Origin of the sequence: Paenarthrobacter sp. 22069, assembly GCF_052046035.1 — a bacterium.
In the GTDB taxonomy this organism is placed as follows: Bacteria; Actinomycetota; Actinomycetes; order Actinomycetales; family Micrococcaceae; genus Arthrobacter.
Window position 1 is genome coordinate 18,203 of sequence record NZ_JBQEQF010000011.1, and the last position, 18,422, is coordinate 36,624.

At 66.7% G+C, this 18,422-nt stretch carries 17 protein-coding genes and 2 riboswitches; of the genes, 12 read left to right on the forward strand and 5 right to left on the reverse strand.

Annotated features, from left to right (window positions below):
- Positions 1-4 precede the first annotated feature (4 nt).
- Both ACTJK0_RS10550 and ACTJK0_RS10555 read right to left on the reverse strand, forming a co-directional pair.
- On the reverse strand, positions 5-2,485 hold the full coding sequence (locus ACTJK0_RS10550; protein WP_440745116.1) for a helicase-associated domain-containing protein: 2,481 nt from the start codon (positions 2,483-2,485) through the stop codon (positions 5-7).
- A 10-nt stretch (positions 2,486-2,495) separates the two neighbouring features.
- Positions 2,496-2,729: a hypothetical protein gene (locus ACTJK0_RS10555; RefSeq protein ID WP_110543966.1), complete on the reverse strand. Its 234-nt coding sequence runs from the start codon at positions 2,727-2,729 to the stop codon at positions 2,496-2,498.
- A 240-nt stretch (positions 2,730-2,969) separates the two neighbouring features.
- Here ACTJK0_RS10555 and ACTJK0_RS10560 point away from each other — a divergent pair, with 240 nt between their 5' ends.
- Together ACTJK0_RS10560 and ACTJK0_RS10565 are read left to right on the forward strand one after the other, a co-directional pair.
- Positions 2,970-3,353 (forward strand): cold-shock protein, encoded by a 384-nt coding sequence (locus tag ACTJK0_RS10560; RefSeq protein ID WP_018762148.1) that lies wholly within the window; start codon positions 2,970-2,972, stop codon positions 3,351-3,353.
- A gap of 6 nt (positions 3,354-3,359) precedes the next feature.
- A complete protein-coding gene (locus ACTJK0_RS10565) occupies positions 3,360-3,902 on the forward strand; it encodes a DUF3027 domain-containing protein (RefSeq protein WP_440745117.1) in 543 nt (180 codons plus the stop codon).
- A 100-nt stretch (positions 3,903-4,002) separates the two neighbouring features.
- On the opposite strand, the gene serC is transcribed toward ACTJK0_RS10565, so the two are convergent.
- The gene (serC, locus tag ACTJK0_RS10570; RefSeq protein WP_440745118.1) at positions 4,003-5,133 is read right to left on the reverse strand and encodes a phosphoserine transaminase; all 1,131 of its coding nucleotides are present in this window, start codon (positions 5,131-5,133) and stop codon (positions 4,003-4,005) included.
- Positions 5,134-5,414: 281 nt separating this feature from the next.
- Between serC and ACTJK0_RS10575 the strand changes: the two genes are divergently transcribed.
- The 10 genes from ACTJK0_RS10575 to ACTJK0_RS10620 all read left to right on the forward strand — a co-directional run bounded on the left by ACTJK0_RS10575 (position 5,415) and on the right by ACTJK0_RS10620 (position 16,720).
- The gene (locus tag ACTJK0_RS10575) at positions 5,415-6,116 is read left to right on the forward strand and encodes a metal-dependent transcriptional regulator (RefSeq protein ID WP_110543960.1); all 702 of its coding nucleotides are present in this window, start codon (positions 5,415-5,417) and stop codon (positions 6,114-6,116) included.
- A gap of 124 nt (positions 6,117-6,240) precedes the next feature.
- A riboswitch (cyclic di-AMP (ydaO/yuaA leader) is annotated at positions 6,241-6,465 on the forward strand.
- 10 nt (positions 6,466-6,475) lie between these two features.
- Complete coding sequence (locus ACTJK0_RS10580) at positions 6,476-7,294, forward strand: M23 family metallopeptidase (RefSeq protein WP_440745211.1); 819 nt, start codon at positions 6,476-6,478, stop codon at positions 7,292-7,294.
- Positions 7,295-7,422: 128 nt separating this feature from the next.
- Positions 7,423-7,603: riboswitch (cyclic di-AMP (ydaO/yuaA leader) on the forward strand.
- Between the two features lie 70 nt (positions 7,604-7,673).
- Positions 7,674-8,357: a C40 family peptidase gene (locus ACTJK0_RS10585; RefSeq protein WP_440745119.1), complete on the forward strand. Its 684-nt coding sequence runs from the start codon at positions 7,674-7,676 to the stop codon at positions 8,355-8,357.
- Positions 8,358-8,518: 161 nt separating this feature from the next.
- The gene (locus ACTJK0_RS10590) at positions 8,519-9,286 is read left to right on the forward strand and encodes an NlpC/P60 family protein (protein ID WP_440745120.1); all 768 of its coding nucleotides are present in this window, start codon (positions 8,519-8,521) and stop codon (positions 9,284-9,286) included.
- A 269-nt stretch (positions 9,287-9,555) separates the two neighbouring features.
- Positions 9,556-10,056 (forward strand): HNH endonuclease, encoded by a 501-nt coding sequence (locus ACTJK0_RS10595; protein WP_440745121.1) that lies wholly within the window; start codon positions 9,556-9,558, stop codon positions 10,054-10,056.
- A gap of 65 nt (positions 10,057-10,121) precedes the next feature.
- Complete coding sequence (gene mobA / locus ACTJK0_RS10600) at positions 10,122-10,832, forward strand: molybdenum cofactor guanylyltransferase (RefSeq protein ID WP_440745122.1); 711 nt, start codon at positions 10,122-10,124, stop codon at positions 10,830-10,832.
- Positions 10,829-11,122: a DUF6457 domain-containing protein gene (locus ACTJK0_RS10605; protein ID WP_181422470.1), complete on the forward strand. Its 294-nt coding sequence runs from the start codon at positions 10,829-10,831 to the stop codon at positions 11,120-11,122. Before mobA ends, ACTJK0_RS10605 begins: the two co-directional genes overlap by 4 nt.
- Positions 11,119-12,639, forward strand: coding sequence for a molybdopterin molybdotransferase MoeA (locus ACTJK0_RS10610; protein ID WP_440745123.1), 1,521 nt, complete (start codon positions 11,119-11,121; stop codon positions 12,637-12,639). Before ACTJK0_RS10605 ends, ACTJK0_RS10610 begins: the two co-directional genes overlap by 4 nt.
- Positions 12,640-12,689: 50 nt before the next feature.
- Complete coding sequence (gene fdhD, locus ACTJK0_RS10615) at positions 12,690-13,565, forward strand: formate dehydrogenase accessory sulfurtransferase FdhD (RefSeq protein ID WP_440745124.1); 876 nt, start codon at positions 12,690-12,692, stop codon at positions 13,563-13,565.
- Between the two features lie 122 nt (positions 13,566-13,687).
- Positions 13,688-16,720: an alpha-mannosidase gene (locus tag ACTJK0_RS10620; RefSeq protein ID WP_440745125.1), complete on the forward strand. Its 3,033-nt coding sequence runs from the start codon at positions 13,688-13,690 to the stop codon at positions 16,718-16,720.
- A 209-nt stretch (positions 16,721-16,929) separates the two neighbouring features.
- On the opposite strand, the gene ACTJK0_RS10625 is transcribed toward ACTJK0_RS10620, so the two are convergent.
- Together ACTJK0_RS10625 and ACTJK0_RS10630 are read right to left on the reverse strand one after the other, a co-directional pair.
- A complete protein-coding gene (locus ACTJK0_RS10625; RefSeq protein ID WP_440745126.1) occupies positions 16,930-17,667 on the reverse strand; it encodes a hypothetical protein in 738 nt (245 codons plus the stop codon).
- Positions 17,664-18,395 (reverse strand): hypothetical protein, encoded by a 732-nt coding sequence (locus tag ACTJK0_RS10630; protein ID WP_440745127.1) that lies wholly within the window; start codon positions 18,393-18,395, stop codon positions 17,664-17,666. Before ACTJK0_RS10630 ends, ACTJK0_RS10625 begins: the two co-directional genes overlap by 4 nt.
- Between the last annotated feature and the right edge of the window lie 27 nt (positions 18,396-18,422).

The following is an 18,422-nucleotide window of genomic DNA, read 5'->3' on the forward strand; positions in this document are numbered from 1 at the left end:
TCCTTCACTGGCGCAGTTCCTCTGCGGCCTCGATATCGATAATGCGGTGGACGGACAGGACCCGCTCGGTGTCCTTGGCAGGGTCAAACACCCGGACCCGGCCCCCGCTCACCGATAGCGGAACAACAACCTCCACGCTGGCATTCCCCAGGCTGTCCACGACGTTCATCTGGATCCGCTGCTTCAGCCGGATGGCCGTCTGCAGCGCCTCAAGGCCAAGCTGGGTGGCGGCCTCGCTGCCGGCCGCAGCAAAACCGGTGGAATGCCCGACGGCGGCGTCCGCCTTCCGCAGGACGTCGAGTTGGGCGTTCACTTCCTCTGCCGCGGGCGCCGTCCGCGGCGCGGTGTAGACGGGGCGCAGGTTTTCGTGCGGAACGGACGGGCGGCGAAGATGAGCGGCCGGCTCCATCCCGTCCACGGACGGGGACAGGCCCAGGCTGCGGAGGGCGGCGGCGAGTTCCCGGGGCGGAGCCGAGGACGTGACAACCGTCGGGGCAAGCAAGGCCAGGCCGAGCTGGGCAGCCTTCGGTCCTGCCACCAGGTCCCGGAGCATCGCTTCGTCGTCGCTGTGGATAAAACTGACGGACTGCCCCACCCGGAGCCTGCCGTGCCGGGATGCTGTGTCCTCCACCAGGTATTCCAACGGCTGCGGGACCGCGGTGGCGGAGTGTTCGCGGAGGAACGCCAAGAGCGCCGCCGCATCATAACCTTGCTCGAGCGCGCGCTTGATGGACCCTGCGGAGAACCGGTAGATGGTGGCCGGCCCCTGGCCTTCGGCGTCCGCCATCAGCAGGAGTTTCCCGGCGAGGGAGGGAGCAAGGTAGCCCGGGGCCACCGCGGTCAGGTCGGCCTGCAGCAGCACATGGTTCAGGGCGGCCGGCAGATGCTCGCCAAGGATGGCCAAGGCGGCGTCCGGATTGTCCTCGGCGAAGGCGCTGCCCAGCTGGCTCAAGGCACCCGAACCCACCAGGCCCAGCATCTCCGCCTCGGCCAGGACTCCGCGGATCAGGGAACTGAACCGCCGGGCCATCCGTGGCTGCGACCACTCCGCGCGCTGCAGGATGGATGCAGCATCAAGGACGGGAGCGGCGCCGTCGCCGGCAGAAGCCTCTGACGTCAGCTCATGCAGGATCTCAAGGATTCGTTTGCGGACCACGGGAGCGTCGGGCCGCTGCGCGCCGGCTGACAACGCCGCGATGGTAGTCCCGGCGGCAGACCGTCCGGACGCTGCGCCGGGAGCGGCGTTCACGGGCTGGCCCACCATGGACGGCACACGTTCGCTGGCGAGCCAGGCATTTACCAGCCACAGCCATTGTTCCTGCCTCGGAAGGACCAGCCACTCCAGTTCGGGCGGCTGCACCCACGACGACGAGTCCACGTCCAGGCGGATCAATCCCGCCAGGCCGCACAGTTCCAGCAGCCGGCCCACGGTTCCCTGGTCGACGCGCAGCACCTCGGACAGCCGGCGCATTTCCCGGACCCCTACGCCCCCGCTGCGCAGCGTCGCCAGCGGATGGTCGCCGACGGTGTGCACGAGTTCGGACACCAGGCGCAGGGTCTCAGAAAGGGCGCTCAGGGCCGCGTTCCTGCGCAGTGCCGCGGTAGTGCGGCCAAGCTCCGGGACCGGTGGTTCGAGGGTGAAATCGTTAACGACGGCCCCTCCGCGCAGGGCCAGCCCCACGCTGTGCGGCAACTCCACGTGCGCCGCGTCCAGCGGGACCAGCAGCCCCCGGGCAAGGAGCCAGTCCACGGGACCGACGTCGGCGCCCTCCGAGAGGACCGAAGCTTTCCTTTGCGCCTGGGGGACGGCACCCATGGCCCAGTTGCGGAACCGGGCGAGCAGCGCCGTCGTCCGTTGCGGAGCTTCGGCGAGGATCGCCTGCAGTGCCTCCGGAGTTGCCGTCCAGTGCTGGAGCGCCAGAGCAGCCTCCATGGGCGTGGTGGCGTCCTGGATGGGGAAGCCCCTGCGGTGCAGTTCCGACACCAGTTGGACGGCCCGCTGCGCGAACGCCGGCTGCAGGCGGACCAGCTCCGTATAACTGCGGCCGAGGCCGGCGGGATAAATGCCTACCACGTCCTTGAGGGACCCTACCGGGAGGTAGAAAGGCTGGTTCGCGGCCGGGGGAGGAGTTCCGTGCGGGGGAGGCGCGGGGTGCACCAGGGCAAGCTCCTGCAGTGTTCCCAGGATGTCCTCGACGGTGGCCAGGGAGGCGCCTCGGATCAGGTGCTGCAGGCCCTCCGCCGAGGCGCTGTGGCCCGTGTCCGTATTGGTGCACAGGTGCAGCGTCTCCAGGACCTGCATTTGCGGCCGGTTGAGCCGCTCAAGCGCCCGCTGGACGCTGACACGGGAACTGGCGCGCGCCGCCAGGGCAGCGAAATCCGGAACCGCCGGGGACATGAGGTCCGGCCGCGCGGCGAACAGGGCACGCAGCGAATCGTCGCTGCGTGCCTCCAGATCCTTGCCAAGCGCACGAATAAGGGACATCAGTCCAACGTTACCGCTGCTGCGCCCGTCCAGCCCGGCGCCGGGCTGCCACGCCGTCCAGGACCAGCAGGAGCATCAGGATGAAGGCTGCCGGCAGCCCGTAGAGGGCGGTGTAGGTGATCCAGGTGGGCGCGGCCACGCCGGCAAAGGCCATCGCCATGACCGTTCCTACGGCCACGAGCGAAAGCACGGCAATAACTGCGGCAAGGACCGTCAACGGCCGCCGGTAACGCGAGGAAGTCATGGACGTAACGCTACAGCGGGGCGGCCCGTGCCGGTGAGTGGCCGTGGCGGGAGAGGGCCAGGGCTTGCGCCTGCGGCGGAACAAAGCCGCCGGAAACAGGAACAGGGCATGCGGCAGGATAACCTTGAAGGATACAGACCAACACGGTTTGCGCCGGCCATACCTTGAACCCGCACAACACTGCGGATGCGGTGGCCGCGGGCCGTGTCTCGAGACAGCAGAACGAAGAAGGTTGATTACGTGCCTACCGGCAAGGTCAAGTGGTATGACAAGGACAAGGGCTTTGGGTTCCTCGCGGGCGAAGACGGCCAGGAGGTCTTCCTGCCCAAGTCGTCACTGCCCGAGGGTGTGACAGAGCTCAAGGCCGGCACCCGCGTGGAGTTCGGCGTGGCGGACGGCCGCAAAGGCGCCCAGGCCCTGGGCCTGCGGGTGCTGGACAAGACCCCCTCCATTGCCAAGGCAAAGCGCCCCAGCGCAAAGGACCTCGCCCCGCTGGTACAGGACCTCGTGACCGTGCTGGACAACCTGTCCGGCACCCTGTCCAAAGGCAAGTACCCGGACGGCAACAAGGGCAAGGCCATTGCTGCCGCGCTGCGCAAGGTTGCCGACGAGCTGGACGTTTAAGCGCCCATGAGCCCCCAATCTGAACAGCCAGGCGCGCCGGTGCAGGAGCAGGCTGCCAAGACCCTGCCCAAGCGCAAGGCAGGCGTGCCCGTTTGGCGTACGGGCAAGCCCGACGCTTTCCTGGCCGCGGCGGTGGAGACTGCACGGACCGCGGTGGAGAGCATTACGCCCGCCGCCACCATCGGGGTGCACCTGGCAGCCAGGAGCGAGGGCGACCGGCTGGTCACGCACCTGTTCGAGTCGCGGCTGCCCGGTTACGCGGGGTGGCAGTGGTATGCGGTACTGACCCGCAACTCGCGCTCCAAAGTGGTCACGGTGAACGAGCTCGGCCTGTTGCCGTCAGAGGATTCCATCCTGGCCCCCGAGTGGGTGCCGTGGGCCGAACGCGTCCGCCCCGAGGATGAGCAGCAGGACTCCGAAGCTGACGCCCGGGAAACAGGCGTCGCGGAAGTGGACGGTGAGGTTGCGGCGGAAGTGGCGGGGGACGCCCAGGCTTCTGAGCAGGCGGAGGAGCCGAAGGACGACGACGGCCCGCAAGCTGGAGTCTGACCGCACCTTCGCCGGGGAAACCGGCCACGGCCAGCGGAACCAACGAAAACGGCGCCGACCGGGACAAACCCGGGCGGCGCCGTCGTACGTTAAGGCCTGCCTACTTGCGCAGCTCGCCCACCACGTAATCGATGCTGGACAGCAGGGCCGAGACGTCGCTGGGCTCGATGGCCACGAAAGTGGCAATCCGCAGCTGGTTGCGGCCCAGCTTCCGGTAAGGTTCGGTGTCCACGATGCCGTTGGCGCGCAGGACCTTGGCCACTGTTGCGGCGTCAACCGACTCATCGAAGTCGATGGTGGCAATGACGTTGGAGCGTTCCTCCGGCTTCGCCACGAACGGGGTGGCGAACGCGGACGCGTCGGCCCAGCTGTAGATGCGTCCGGCGGAGTCGGCGGTCCGCTTGGAGGCGAAGTCCAGGCCGCCGTTGGAGTTCAGCCACTGGACCTGGGAATCCAGGGTTACCAGGGTGGACAGCGACGGAGTGTTGTACGTCTGGTTCAGGCGGGAATTGTCGATGGCGGTCTGGAGGTCCAGGAAGTCCGGAATCCAGCGGCCGCTTTCCTTGACCCGCGCTGCACGCTCAATGGCGGCGGGGGAGAAGAGGCCCAGCCAAAGGCCGCCGTCGGAGGCGAAGTTCTTCTGCGGGGCGAAGTAGTAGACGTCGCTTTGGGCAACATCGACGTCCAGCCCGCCGGCTGCCGATGTCGCATCCACCAGGACCAGCGCGCCCTCGTCGGCTCCGGAAACCCGCTGCACCGGCGCGGCCACGCCCGTTGACGTCTCATTCTGGGGCCAGGCGTACACGTCCACCCCGGCCTCGGCCTGTGCTGCCGGCCGGGTGCCCGGCTCCGATTTGATGATCGAGGAAGCTTCAAGGAAGGGCGCCTTGTTGGTGGCCGCGGCAAACTTGGACCCGAACTCGCCAAAGGACAAGTGCTGGGCTTTCTTCTCCACCAGCCCGAAGCTGGCGATGTCCCAGAACGCGGTGGAGCCTCCCACGCCCAGGACTACCTCGTAGCCTTCGGGAGCGCGGAAGAACTGGCTGAGCCCTTCCCGGACTGAGCCCACCAGGTTCTTGACCGGTGCCTGCCGGTGGGACGTGCCCAGGATGGTTCTGGATGCTGCTGCCAGGGCATCGATCTGCTCCTGCCGGACCTTGGACGGACCGGCCCCGAACCGCCCGTCCTTGGGCAGGAGGTCGGCAGGGATCGTGATGCTGGTGTCGCTCACAGGGGCTCCAATTCGGCGGGGACGAAAGCTTTGGTCCGGACGGGCGGGTCGTGGGTGGCCGGCAGCCGGTGACGGGCTGCAATACAGGCCGTCCCCATTCTGCCTGAACTGCTGTGCAGGCGGGAGTTGGGGGCGTCAAAGTCCAGACATTGAGACGGGCGGGGAACGCCGCGGCTATTCGGACTAAGTCAAAATAGGCTAAGCTTGCCCCCGAACTACCTCGCGGGAAGAGGCGATACGGTGGGACAACGCAAGGTACTGCGCTCGAGGAGCTGAGCTGGATGACGGATCTGATCGACACTACGGAGATGTACCTCAGGACCATCCTGGAGCTTGAGGAAGAAAACATCGTCGCCCTGCGGGCCCGTATCGCCGAGCGTCTGCGCCACTCCGGCCCCACTGTTTCCCAGACCATCGGAAGGATGGAGCGCGACGGGCTGGTTATCGTCTCGGGTGACAGGCATCTGGAACTTACGGACACGGGCCGCAAGCGCGCCACCGAGGTCATGCGCAAGCACCGGCTGGCCGAACGCCTTCTCGCCGACGTGATTGGGCTGGACTGGGCTTACGTCCACGACGAAGCCTGCCGTTGGGAGCACGTCATGAGCGAACGGGTGGAGCGGCGCATCTACGAGCTGCTGGACCATCCCACGGAGTCGCCGTACGGCAACCCCATTCCCGGCCTGGCAGACCTGGGCGGGCAGCCAGGTCCCGGCTTCGCTGACGGCGCCATCAGCCTGGTGGAAGCCATGAAGAACTATGGACCGGCCTCGGGTGTCACCGTTGTCCGGCTTGCGGAGCCCATCCAGGTTGAACCGGAACTGTTGGCCCAGCTCGACGAAGGGGGGATCCGCCCCGGCGCCGCAGCGGCACTGGAGCGTGTGGGTGATTACATCTCCGTTCGGGTCCCCGGGATCGAAGGTGCACTCGAGTTGCCGCCCGAAGTGGCCGCGCACGTCTTCGTTGCTGTTGCCCGTTCCTGAACGCCCGCTGCATATCTTAATCAGCGGTTTCGGCCAAAGATAACGGAATTGTTACCTAGGGTCTTAAGCCCCTATAGTAGAAGCGATCGTTGATACTTAAGCGTTACCTGACCCGGAGCCGAGCTCTGCCAGCGGGCCAGGTGCATGAGTCGTTACTGGCAGAGGCGGGGGAACCACAAACGGCAGCGGGGGACTGCCTTGGGGTGAAGTCCGTCAGCAGCATGCCTCTCCAGTGAAGGATTCTTCCGGGAATACCCCTGTGCAGAAGCTTGCCCATGACGGGCCGGGTCTTTGAACTCTCTGACCCGAATCCGACAGCTAACTCCGCAGGCTTTTCCAGAGAGGAACCCTTCTTGACCATGCAGACCTCCCGGGGCCGCCGCCGCGCGGACGGCCCTCCCGCGCCCCGGGGTGCCGAGGATGTCGCAGCGGAGCGCCCCCGCGACCTGCACCGCGACTCGCTCCGCCGCCGGGGTCCCTTCCGGCAGATGACGGACTTCGCCGCCGCAAGTGGCATCGGCCAGAAGGCTGGCATAGCCCTCGCCGCCACTGGCCTGGTGCTGACGGTGACCGTGCCTGCAACCGGCCCTGTGATGGCAACTGACGCCGGTGGGAATACGCCCATGGCCGCCTCCGCGGTCAGCCCGCAGCCGCAGATTTCTGCGGATATTGGCGCGCAGATCGACTTTAGCCGTTCCGCCGTGGTCACCAAGGCGGACCCCGACGGCAAGCTGAAACAGCTCCTCAGTGCCCAGTCGGCCGGATCGGTGACCCGCGCGGCTTCTGCCGGCACCCTGGCAGCGCCGTTGGCCACCCTCACCACCGCTTCCCCTTTCGGCTACCGGGTAAGCCCGATCACCGGTGGTACGGGTGACTTCCACCGGGGGCAGGACTTCGTCGCGCAGTGCGGCACGTCTGTCCTGGCGGCGGCCACGGGAACCGTTACCTTCGCCGGCTGGCACCAGTTCGGTGGCGGGAACCGGGTGGTCATCGACCATGGAAATGGCCTGGAGACTACTTACAACCACCTCTCATCCTTCAACGTCAAGGTTGGCCAGACAGTCTCCCGCGGGGACGTTGTGGCACTCAGCGGCACCACCGGCGCCTCCACGGGCTGCCACCTGCACTTCGAGGTGCAGGTCAACGGCGAAGTGGTCGATCCGATGGGCTGGCTGTAACCAAATGACTGCGCACTCTCAGATCCTCGTAACCCGTCGTGACCTGAATGTGACATTGAAGCAAAACTGCTGTACCGTCTAACTCGCGTCAACTTTTCCGAAGTTGACGCTCTTGAGTGGATTGCCTAACTCTGCCACCGCTCAAGGTCCGTTCGCATTTCATCGTCTGGCAGGGGCGGGGGAACCAATTTTGGCCTTCATTCCAGGAGGCCTTGGGGTTAAGTCACGAGCTTTTTTAGGAAAGCACTGTGGCCGGGTGACTCCCATCCGAATCCGACAGCTCACCTCGCAGGCATTGGGAGAGGCTACCTTCGTGTCTTCACGCCATCATTCTGCGCGCCACCGTGCGCAAACGGTTCGCACCAACCCCCTGGATGCCATGTCCAAGGCTGTAAGTGCCAATGCCGGGACCGTGGGCCGCCAGGCTGCCGTTGTGGCAGCTGCATCGGGCCTCATCCTGAGCATGGGCCTGCCCGCGACGGCTGCTGACACCACTGCTGGTGTTTCTGCATCCACTGAGTCCGGCTCCGCCCAGACCGCCCTGGCTGTCACCGCTGCCCCCACGGCGACGGTCTCCTTCGAGCGTCCCGTCGTCAAGACCACCGCTGCACCCAAGGTGGAAGCGGTCCGCACCCAGTCCACCGATTCGGCCAACCCCGCCGCGGCAACCCAGGGTGGGTCGACCGCTGCCAAGACGGCTGAGACTGTCTCCGCCGTGTCTTCTGCGGCCACTTCCGGGATTGCAGCCATTGCCTACACCGGCATCGGCCACTCCTATGTCTGGGGCGGCACCAGCCCCGTTACGGGCTGGGACTGCTCCGGATTCGTCCAGTGGGTTTACGCGCAGGCCGGCATCAGCATCCCCCGCACCAACGCGTGGAGCATCATGACTCCCACCTCCACCCCGCAGCCGGGTGACCTGGTCGTCCAGAACGGTGGCGCACACGTTGGCATCTACGTCGGCAACGGCATGATGATCAGCGCGCTGAACCCGTCGCAGGGCACGCTGCTCCACTCCCCGGCAGCTACCGGTTCATCCTCGTACTACCACTACGGCAACTAGTTCTTGGGCTTCACGCTCCAAGGGCTATTTCTTTGCCCAAAGCTTTTTCGCTAGATCACATCCCCGTTCGGGATGCGCCGGCGTACCCCCAAGATGCCGGCGCGTCCAACCTTCCCTGCCTGCCTACAAGCGGTCCAGGGGAAATACGAAAGAGAGAACTGATGACGACACGTGCTACCGCGCGCCACCGTGCCGAGGTCACCAAAACCAACTCGATCGCTGTCATTGCCAAGGCGGTCAGCGACAACGCCGGCGGCATGGGCCGCCAGGCGGCAGTTATCGCGGCTGCCTCCGGCCTGGTCCTGACCAGCGGCATCGCCGCCAACGCTGCCGACGCCAACGTCAAGCGGGACTCCGCTCCGGCGTCCGCGCTGGAAGTTGAATCCGCCATCGACGCTCCGATCTCCGCAGCGTCCACCATTGCCATCAGCTACGAAAAGCCCGCCGTGACCACTACGCCGGCTCCCGTGGCCGAGCCTGAGCCCCAGGTCGAGGTCCAGGAAGCTGCTCCCGTGGCCCAGCCCGTTGCTGTTCCCAAGGTCACGGCCAAGGTTGCCACCGTCGCCGCTCCCGCTGCCCCCGCCGCGCAGGCATCAGCCAGCGGTAAGGGTGCTGCGATCCTTTCCGCCGCTTACGCCCAGCTGGGCGTGCACCAGGACTGCACCATGCTGGTGACGAACGCCCTGGCCGCTGTCGGCATCCACTTCCATGACTGGCCTGCCGGCTACCTGTCACTGGGTGAAACCGTGCCCATGTCCCAGGCCCAGCCCGGTGACCTGCTGTACTACGCTGATGGCGGCGGCGGCATGGCCCACATCGCTGTTTACGCCGGAAACGGCATGGCCGTTCACGGCGGCTTCAACGGCAATGACACCGTGGTCTTCAGCGCCAATGTCGGCTCCGGACCGGTGGCCATCCGCGTCAGGTAGGCATTTTTCGTGCCGGCCTGATCCAGTGCCGCCCGCGAATTGCTGCAAAGGGACCCCCGCCACCAGGCGGGGGTCCCTTGCGCTTTAAGGGAGTTTCGGGCGGGGCCCTTGCCTTTTCCCCGTCTCCGGCAGGGACTGGGCTCCGCGGCGGCGATTACCTGATTCTGCACTTCTTTGTTTACTCTTGTGATGTCGATCCATAGCCCGGACATGCCGAGGGCAGCCGGCCCTCGTGCCCCTGACGGGTGCGGCCGTGAAGAGGTAAGTGCATGCGCACTCTCGTTCTGAATGCTGGATATGAACCGCTGGCGGTTGTGACTTTCCGCCGGGCGCTGGTGCTTGTGCTCGCGGGCAAGGCGAGCGTGGTGGCCGAGGGTGACGACCCCGTGGTGGGCCCCACTGACGTGCTGGGCCGCCCGTCCGTGATTCTCCTGAACCGCTACATCAGGCCCCGGTACAACCACTCCACCGCGGTCAGCCGCCGCGGAGTGCTACGGCGCGATGGGCATAAATGTGCATATTGCGGCAAGGCGGCACACACCATCGACCACGTGCACCCCAAATCGCGGGGCGGCGCCGATTCGTGGGAAAACCTGGTGGCCGCCTGCCTGCGGTGCAACAACGTCAAAGGCGACCATACTCCCGGGGAAATGGGTTGGACCCTGCGTTTTGTGCCGGAGCCGCCGCACGGAACCATCTGGCAGATCAAGGAACTCGAGAAGCCCACGCCTGCCTGGGATCCCTTCCTTCTTCCGGAACGCGCTGCCTGACCAGCCCGGCCTGTGCCGCCGCCGGCTGTGGCGCTTCCGGCCGTGCCGGTCGCTAGGCTGGGGTCATGCAAGCGAACACGTTGGCGTTTGATGCCCTGATCCTGGCCGGCGGCCGGTCCTCACGGCTGGGAGGGGTGCCCAAGCAAACCCTCGTCTTCAGCGGCCAGACCCTCCTGGAGCGGGCGCTTGCCGCTGCGTCCGGGGCGCGGCTCACTGTCGTTGTTGGGGACCCTGGCGCGCCTGGCGAAGCCCCAGCGGAGTTGCCGGGGGTTATGCAGCCGGCCGCGGTGCTCTCCTGCCGGGAAGAGCCGCCGTTCTCGGGTCCCGCCGCTGCCATCGCTGCCGGCCTTGATACCTTGGCGAAAAATGGTGGTGGTTCGCCCCTCACATTGGTCCTGGCCTGTGACATGCCGCTGGCGTCGGAGGCAGTGGCTGCTCTCCAGCGCGCCCTGGCCGACACCCCTGGGGCAGTCGTCGGGGAGCGCAGCGTCATGGCATCCGCCGAAGACGGCAGGCCGCAGCCCCTGGCTGCTTTTTACAGCACAGCCGAGTTAACACATGCCTGCCGGGAACTCGCCGCCCGGAACGCACTGGTCAACGGCTCTGTCCGGGCGCTCCTTGCTAATCTGGACGTGCAGCTTGTCACAGTCCCCGCCGGCTCCACCTCCGATGTGGATACCTGGGATGACGCTGCCGCGCTGGGGATGGCCGCCGGAAACCAGCGCGGAAGCCAGGACCGGCGGACGGGCGACACTAACGTGGGAGGCAATTCGTGAAAAGCCAGGACGAAACGCTTGAAGAGTGGTGCCGGGCCCTGCTCCAGGCGTACAAGCTGGAGAATGTCCAGATCGACGTCAACGCGGTGCTCTCCCTTGCCGGCGTTGCCGCCCACTCCGTGGTCCGGCCGGCCGCGCCGCTCACCACGTTCATTGCAGGCTTCGCCGCGGGTCTGGCCGCCGCCCCGGGCAGGGAGATCGATCCTGCATCCATGGACGCGGCACTGGCCGTCGCCCGGTCCCTGGCACAGAACTACGGCACTGAAGCCGCCGGGGCTCCCGGCGAATGACAGCGGAACCCCGCAGTGATCCCCACGCACCGCCGGGCAGCGAAGGAGAGGTGCTGACGGCCCGAACGCCGCAGGACAACGCCGGACACACTGACGTGGTGGGCACGACCGGCACATCCGCAGCCGAACAATCCGATTCTGACGTGGACGAACCTGGCCATTCTGCCGGCGGCCAGGGCGATGCAGGGCATCACCATGGAGCCCATACCTGGTCAGAGGCTCGTCAGGTGGCGTATGACGCCGCAGCTCCCATCCCGTCCGGGCCAGTGGCGCTCCGGCTGGCGTTGGGCCGGAAACTTGACCGGGACATCCTGGCTCTTCAGGACATGCCGCACTATGCATCCTCGGCCATGGATGGTTGGGTGGTCAATGGAAGCGGCCCGTGGATCCCGGTGGAGCCGGGTGTCCGGCTGGCACCGCACCAGGCCAGTCCCATTGCCACCGGTGGACTAATTCCTCCCGGCGGCAAGGCCGTCCTGCGCACGGAAAGTGCCGTCCTTGGCCGGGACGATGAGGGGCTCGCTGTCCTGATGACCGGAGGCAAAGCCCGTCCCGGGGAACCCCGCGCGGGCGAGCACATCAGGAAGGCGGGGGAGGAGGCCCTGGAAGGGGACATCCTGGTACAGGCAGGGGTGGAGCTCAACCCGGCACATCTGGCACTGGCGGCACTGGCCGGCCACGACGAAGTGCAGGTCCAGGGCAAACCCGTGGTGCGGCTGGTGCTGACGGGGTCCGAGGTGGTGGAACAGGGCAGGCCCGCGCCGGGCCAGGTGCGGGACACGTTCGGACCGCAGTTGCCGGACGTCGTCGCCATGCTGGGTGGAATCCCCGGCGGTCAGCAGAGAATTGGCGACTCCTACGCCGAGTGGCTCGCGGCACTGGAAGACGTTCTCCCCGACGAGCCGGACGCACCCGACCTGCCGGCCGACGTCGTCATTACCACTGGCGGCACCGGGCGCTCGGGAACAGACCACCTCCGGCGTGCGGTAGCCGAACTGGGCGGCCGGCTCATCATCGACGGCGTGGCCATGCGCCCGGGCCATCCCGCAGTCCTGGCCGAACTTCCGGATGGCCGGTTTGTCCTGGGGCTTCCCGGCAACCCGCTGGCGGCCATGATGGCGCTCTCCACCGTGGGTGCTCCCTTGCTTGCCGCCCTGGGGCATGGGGCCATGCCGCCGGTGCATGAGGTGCCGTGCGGAACAATGATCGAACCCGACCCCGGCCGGACCCGGCTCATGCCCTTCCGGTTGCTCTACGGCATGGCGTCCCCGGCGCAGCATACGGGCCCGGGAATGATGCGCGGACTGGCCGCCGCCGATGGCGTGCTGGTGGTGCCCCCGCATGGAGTGCAGCTGGGCGAGCCGGTCCCGGCTTTCGCCCTGCCGTGGGGACCACCGATACCGCAGCCGCGGGAAGGGGCGCCCAAGGCGAAACCGCGAAGCAACCCGCGCCCCGGCCAGCCCAAAGCTAAGCCGGCATCCAGCGGCCCGGTGGACTGGAGTGCGCTTCTGGGCTGAGGCGGGGCCCCGTGGTGCCATGATGGAGTTATGAACAGGCAGGGTGGAACATGGGACGCGTAACGCAGCGCCGCAAGGTGCACAAGTATGTCCTGGACGGTTCGCCCGGTGCCCTGGAGCACCCGGTCCGCCACCGCGAAGACGTCCTCGCCGTAGAGGAACCGCTGGAAATCCGGCTGGGCAGGCTTTCCTATTCGGTCACCATGCGGACGCCCGGGGACGACTTCGACCTGGTGGCCGGCTTCCTGGTGTCCGAGGGCGTCATCTGGGCTCCCGAGCAACTGGTGTCCCTGCGGTTCTGCGCCGGCGAAGACGAAAACGGGGTCCAGACGTTCAACGTGGTGGAGGCGCAGCTGCGGCCGGACGTCCCGCTTCCGGACACCGGCCGGAAGGTCTACACGTCCAGTTCCTGCGGCATCTGCGGGACGGACTCCATCGATGCGGTCCAAAAGTCCTCCCATCACAGCCCCGCGGCTGACCCCCTTACGGTGGATGCGAAGGTCCTGGCCTCCCTGCCGGGGCTGCTGCGGAAGTCCCAGCGCGTCTTTGACGACACCGGTGGCGTCCACGCGGCCGGCCTGTTCAGGATTGACGACGACGGCGAGCCCCGGCTGCTGTGCCTGCGGGAGGATGTGGGCCGGCACAATGCCGTGGACAAAGTGGTGGGCTGGGCGCTGCGTGAAGGCCTCCTGCCACTGGCCGGAACCGTCCTCCAGGTGTCGGGGAGGGCATCCTTCGAACTGGTGCAAAAGGCATCCCTGGCAGGCATTCCCGTCCTGGCTGCAGTCAGTGCCCCATCCAGCCTCGCCGTGGAACTGGCAGAGGCGAATGGACTCACCGTGGCCGGATTCAGCCGCGGAACCAGCTTCAACGTCTACGCCGGTGATGCCCGCATCCTTCGGCCGGCCGCCGTCCCTACCAGGTAGGCCTGGCCGTGTCCGATATTTGTTCCCTCGTCCGCAGGGGTTGGTTGCCGGGCAGGCGGCGGGTAGATTTGTCCATCGAATGGACGCGCTGATTCAGTTCCGAGCCTAAAAGAGGACCTATATTGCATGACGACCGGACCATCACGGAAGTCCGACTGGCCAGGTTTGTGCGTGAACGCATTGCTCCTGCCATCTACGCCAGGACGGTCCCGCTTTCCCTGAGCAGCTGGGATGTCGCCGACGAACCGGTCCCCGCGCTCGAAGCGATGCGGCAGGAGTTCCGGCCCCAGGAGCACGGTGCCGCGTGGGGGCGGCCATGGGGCACCACGTGGCTCCGGTTGCAGGGCGAGGTGCCCGAATCCTGGGGCAGCGGCCCGGACACCGCCGTGGAGGTGGTGGTGGACCTGGGATTCACCACGGAAGCGCCCGGATTCCAGTGCGAAGGGATCGCCTGGCGCCCGGACGGCAGCATTATCAAGGCAATCTCGCCCCGCAACCAGTACATCCCGCTGAAGCTGCTGGGCACCGGGATGGCAGTGGACTTCTACGTGGAGGCTGCCGCAAACCCCGATATGGCCCAGGGCTGGACCTTCGCGCCCACTCCGCTGGGTGACAAGGCGACTGCCGGGGGAGCGCCGCAGTACCGGCTGGGAACCATCGCCATCGCTGAACTCAACCAGTGCGTGTGGGAGCTTCAGCAGGACGTCTGGACGCTGGCGGGGCTCATGGAACAACTTCCGCTGGAGCTGCCGCGCCGCCACGAGATCCTCCGCGCCTTTGAGCGCATGATGGACGTGATGGACCCAGATGACGTTGCCGGGACCGCCGCAGCGGGCCGGCAGGCGCTGGCAACGGTCCTGTCCCGGCCCGCATACGCTTCCGCGCACCAGCTGGTGGCCACCGGGCACGCGCACATCGATTCGGCCTGGCTCTGGCCCGTGCGGGAAACCATCCGCAAATGCGCGCGGACCTTCTCCAACGTGGTGGCGCTCATGGATGAAGACCCGGATTTTGTCTTCTCCTGCTCTTCAGCCCAGCAACTGGCCTGGATCAAGGAGTCCTACCCCGAGCTCTTCAGCAGGATCCGGGAGAAGGTCCGGGCGGGGCAGTTCATCCCCGTGGGCGGAATGTGGGTGGAATCCGATACCAATATGCCCGGCGGCGAAGCCATGGCCCGGCAGTTCGTCGAGGGCAAGGCGTTCTTCCTGGCGGAATTCGGAATTGAGTGCAGGGAAGCGTGGCTGCCGGATTCCTTCGGCTACAGCGCGGCGCTGCCGCAGATCGTGAAGGCCGCCGGCAGCCGCTGGTTCCTCACCCAGAAGATTTCCTGGAACCAGACCAACAGGATGCCCCACCACACCTTTGAGTGGGAGGGCATCGACGGAACCCGGCTGTTTACCCACTTCCCGCCGGTGGACACCTACAATTCGGACCTCAGCGGACGGGACCTCGCCCACGCCGAACGCAACTACCGGGACCATGGCCGCGGCACGGTGTCACTGGTGCCGTTCGGCTTCGGCGACGGCGGCGGTGGCCCCACCCGTGAAATGCTTGCTGCTGCTGCGCGCACGGCAGACCTGGAAGGATCCCCGAAAGTCAGGATCGGTTCCGCGGAGAGCTTCTTCCGGCAGGCCGAGGCAGATTACCCGGCACTGCCGGTCTGGGTGGGCGAGATGTACCTGGAACTGCACCGCGGCACGTACACCAGCCAGGCCCGGACCAAGAAGGGCAACCGCCGCAGCGAACATTTGCTGCGTGAGGCCGAGCTGTGGTGCGCCACGGCCGCGGTCCGTGCCGCGGACGGTTTCGAGTACCCCATGGCGGAACTCAGGCGCCTCTGGCAGTTGGTGCTGCTGCAGCAGTTCCATGACATCCTTCCCGGCAGCTCCATAGCGTGGGTCCACAAGGACGCAGAGCGGAACTACCAGGCCATCGGGACCGCCCTTGAGTCCCTGATCAGCCAGGCTGCCACCGCCCTGCTGGGCTCCGGCGACCGGCAGTTCCTGCTCAACGCCGCACCACACGCACGCGATGGCGTCGCGGCGCTGGGGGCCGGGGAGCCGGTGCCGCACCCAAATGCGGCACAGACAACGCAGCACGACGGCGGGTATGTCCTGGACAACGGGATCATCCGCGCCGTGGTGGACGCCGACGGCCTGCTCACCTCGCTGCGTGATTACGCCAGCGGCCGCGAAGCCATCGCACCCGGCCAGCGGGGCAACCTGCTGGAACTGCACCGGGACACCCCCAACGAGTGGGACGCCTGGGACATCGACGAGTTCTACCGTCGCAACGTCACACCGCTGGTCCGCGCCGAGTCGGTCCGGCTAAGCAGCGACGACGGCAACGCCGTGGTGGTGGTGGAACGCCGCGTGGGCACGTCCACGCTGACGCAGCACATCACCCTCGCCCCCGGAAGTCCGTCCCTGGAAATCGCCACGTCCGTGGACTGGCAGGAGCGCGAGAAGCTGCTCAAGCTGGGCTTCGCGCTCGACGTCAGGGCAGACCGGTCGGCCGCCGAAACGCAGTTTGGCCACGTCTTCCGGCCCACCCACACCAACACGTCCTGGGAGGCTGCAAAGTTCGAGATCTGCGCCCACCGCTGGATCCACGTCGGCGAACCCGGTTACGGTGTTGCACTGTCCAACTCCTCCACGTACGGCCATGACGTGTGCAGGAGCATCAGGGAGTCCGACGGCGGAACCACCACCACGGTGCGCCTCTCCCTGCTGCGGGCTCCAAAGTTCCCGGACCCCGACGCGGACCGCGGCCCGCACGAACTGACCGTGACCATCCGCCCGGGCGCCAGCATCGCCGACGCGGTCCAGGAAGGCTACCGCACCAACCTTGCTCCCCGGCTGGTCAGCGGCGCGGCTGCAGTGGAACCACTTTTTTCCGTCAGCAATCCGGCGCTGGTCGTTGAAGCGGTGAAACTGGCACAGGATGGCTCGGGCGATGTGGTGGTCCGGCTTTACGAGTCGCTGGGAGAGCGCTCGGCGGGAAGCATTACGGCCCATTTCCCCGTCAGCAACATCCTGGCAACTGATCTGCTGGAGCGTACAGTCGAGGCTCCGGGAGTGATGCCGGGCGCCCGGGGCGCCGACCTCTCGCTCAGGCCCTTCCAGCTGGTAACACTGCGTTTTGTCCGCGGGTGAAAGCCGGGAAGATGCTGTCCGGGCCGTTAAACAGGCTGAGTGGGGGCGGTCCCCAACGATCCGCCACCACTCATCCCCCCAATGTGTGCGAAGGCCCCCGGGGCTGCCCGCGTTCCAGAATTTATCCCCGTTCGAAAACGCCTGGCCGCCCCGCCTTCACACATTCATGATTGTTTCACATTCTAATGATTTTGTGAAAGGCGGGAAGGTTACTTTCCGGTAGATTTCCTGCGCGCTGCAGCGATCCTCCCGTTAACCACCTTGGCTACCCAGATCAGGGCCAGCCCAACCACGAAGCAGAGCACTGCCGTGTAGTTGATGATGAATTCGATATGGCCCAGGGAGGGCGGAATCAAGGGGAACAACAGGGTCAACCCGGTGGCCACGGCACCGAAGCCCAGCAGGCCCGCAGCAACCCGGACCAGGGCGGGAAGCCGGCTTGCCACCGCGCGCACCATCGCCGGCAGCAGGGCCAGCGTGACATAAGCGGGGTAGGCCCGGCCGGCGGCCCCGTAGTATTCGAGCATTGCCGAGTTCCAGGGATCCGTGCCCACTACCCCGGTCAGCCCCGCGGAGGACCCGTTCGTGTCCATCATGAAGAACAGTGCAAGCATGCACGCGGAAATGGCCGCGAGGACCACAATGCCGGGCCGGCCCGTGATGAGCTTGTACGCGTCCTCGGCGCCGAACCCCTTGGAGATGCGGATGCCCATGAAGAAGATGGCGCCGAAGATCACGAAGCGCAGCACCAGGTTGGCCACGTTGATTCCGCCCAGCGCCCGGTCGATCGCCAGGTAGGGGCCCTGGATGCTTAACAGGATGGCTAGTGTCATCAAGGCGAAGATGCCAAAAAGGGAACGGTTCTCACCCCGGAGGGTGCTGGGGATCCGCGCGGCGGCAACCAGAGCGCAAATCGCCAGGGTGCTCCACTGAAGTGTCTCGATCATCCCAGGTTCTCCCAAATCTTGTCTGTCTGCGCTTGGTCCTGCTCCTGGCGGCGCAGTACCTTGCCCATGGCCTGAAGCCGTTCCCCGGCAAGGGCCGTTAAGTCTCCATCGGACAGGCTGTCCAGTGCAGCCTGCCGGGCGCCGGGAGGCCAGCCGGCCTCCTCCTCCGTGATGATCCCCGTGGCCACCAGGCCGCCGGCAGGTCCCACTCCGGCTGCCATCGCCGTTGCGACGGCCAGTTCGGGGGACAGCCGGTTGGCGGTCAACTGGGCGGAATAGTTCTGCGGGGCCACGCCGGTGGCGGTCGAAACCCGGTGCCGTACTTCGCCGTCGTCAATCGCATCCACCCAGTTCTTCACCGACGTCGGGTGGGGGGCGGGGCTAAGGGCAGGAGCTGTCCCGACCTGTGCCGGTTCCATGGCCGGCCGGACCAAAAGTGCCCGGAGCAGGTCTGGGGTGGAAACCTGGCTGACCAGCTCCGTCCTGGTGGGCGGCCGCGGCGGGCCGGCCAGGACGTGGAATGAGTCAAACCCTGCCAGGGCGTTGACGGGGTTGATGTTGTAGGCGCGGCTGATGCTGACCACCGTGCTGACGGAGACTTTGCCCCGGACCATTTGCTGTGCCAGGGTGGTCCGCTTGATCCCGGAAACCCGGCAGACGTCCGCGGTGCTGGCATCAGGTGCGATGCTCTGCAGCCAGCGCTGGAACGCCTTGGCGGGAATGGTCATGGGGACTCTCTGCCTAGCCGGTGGGAT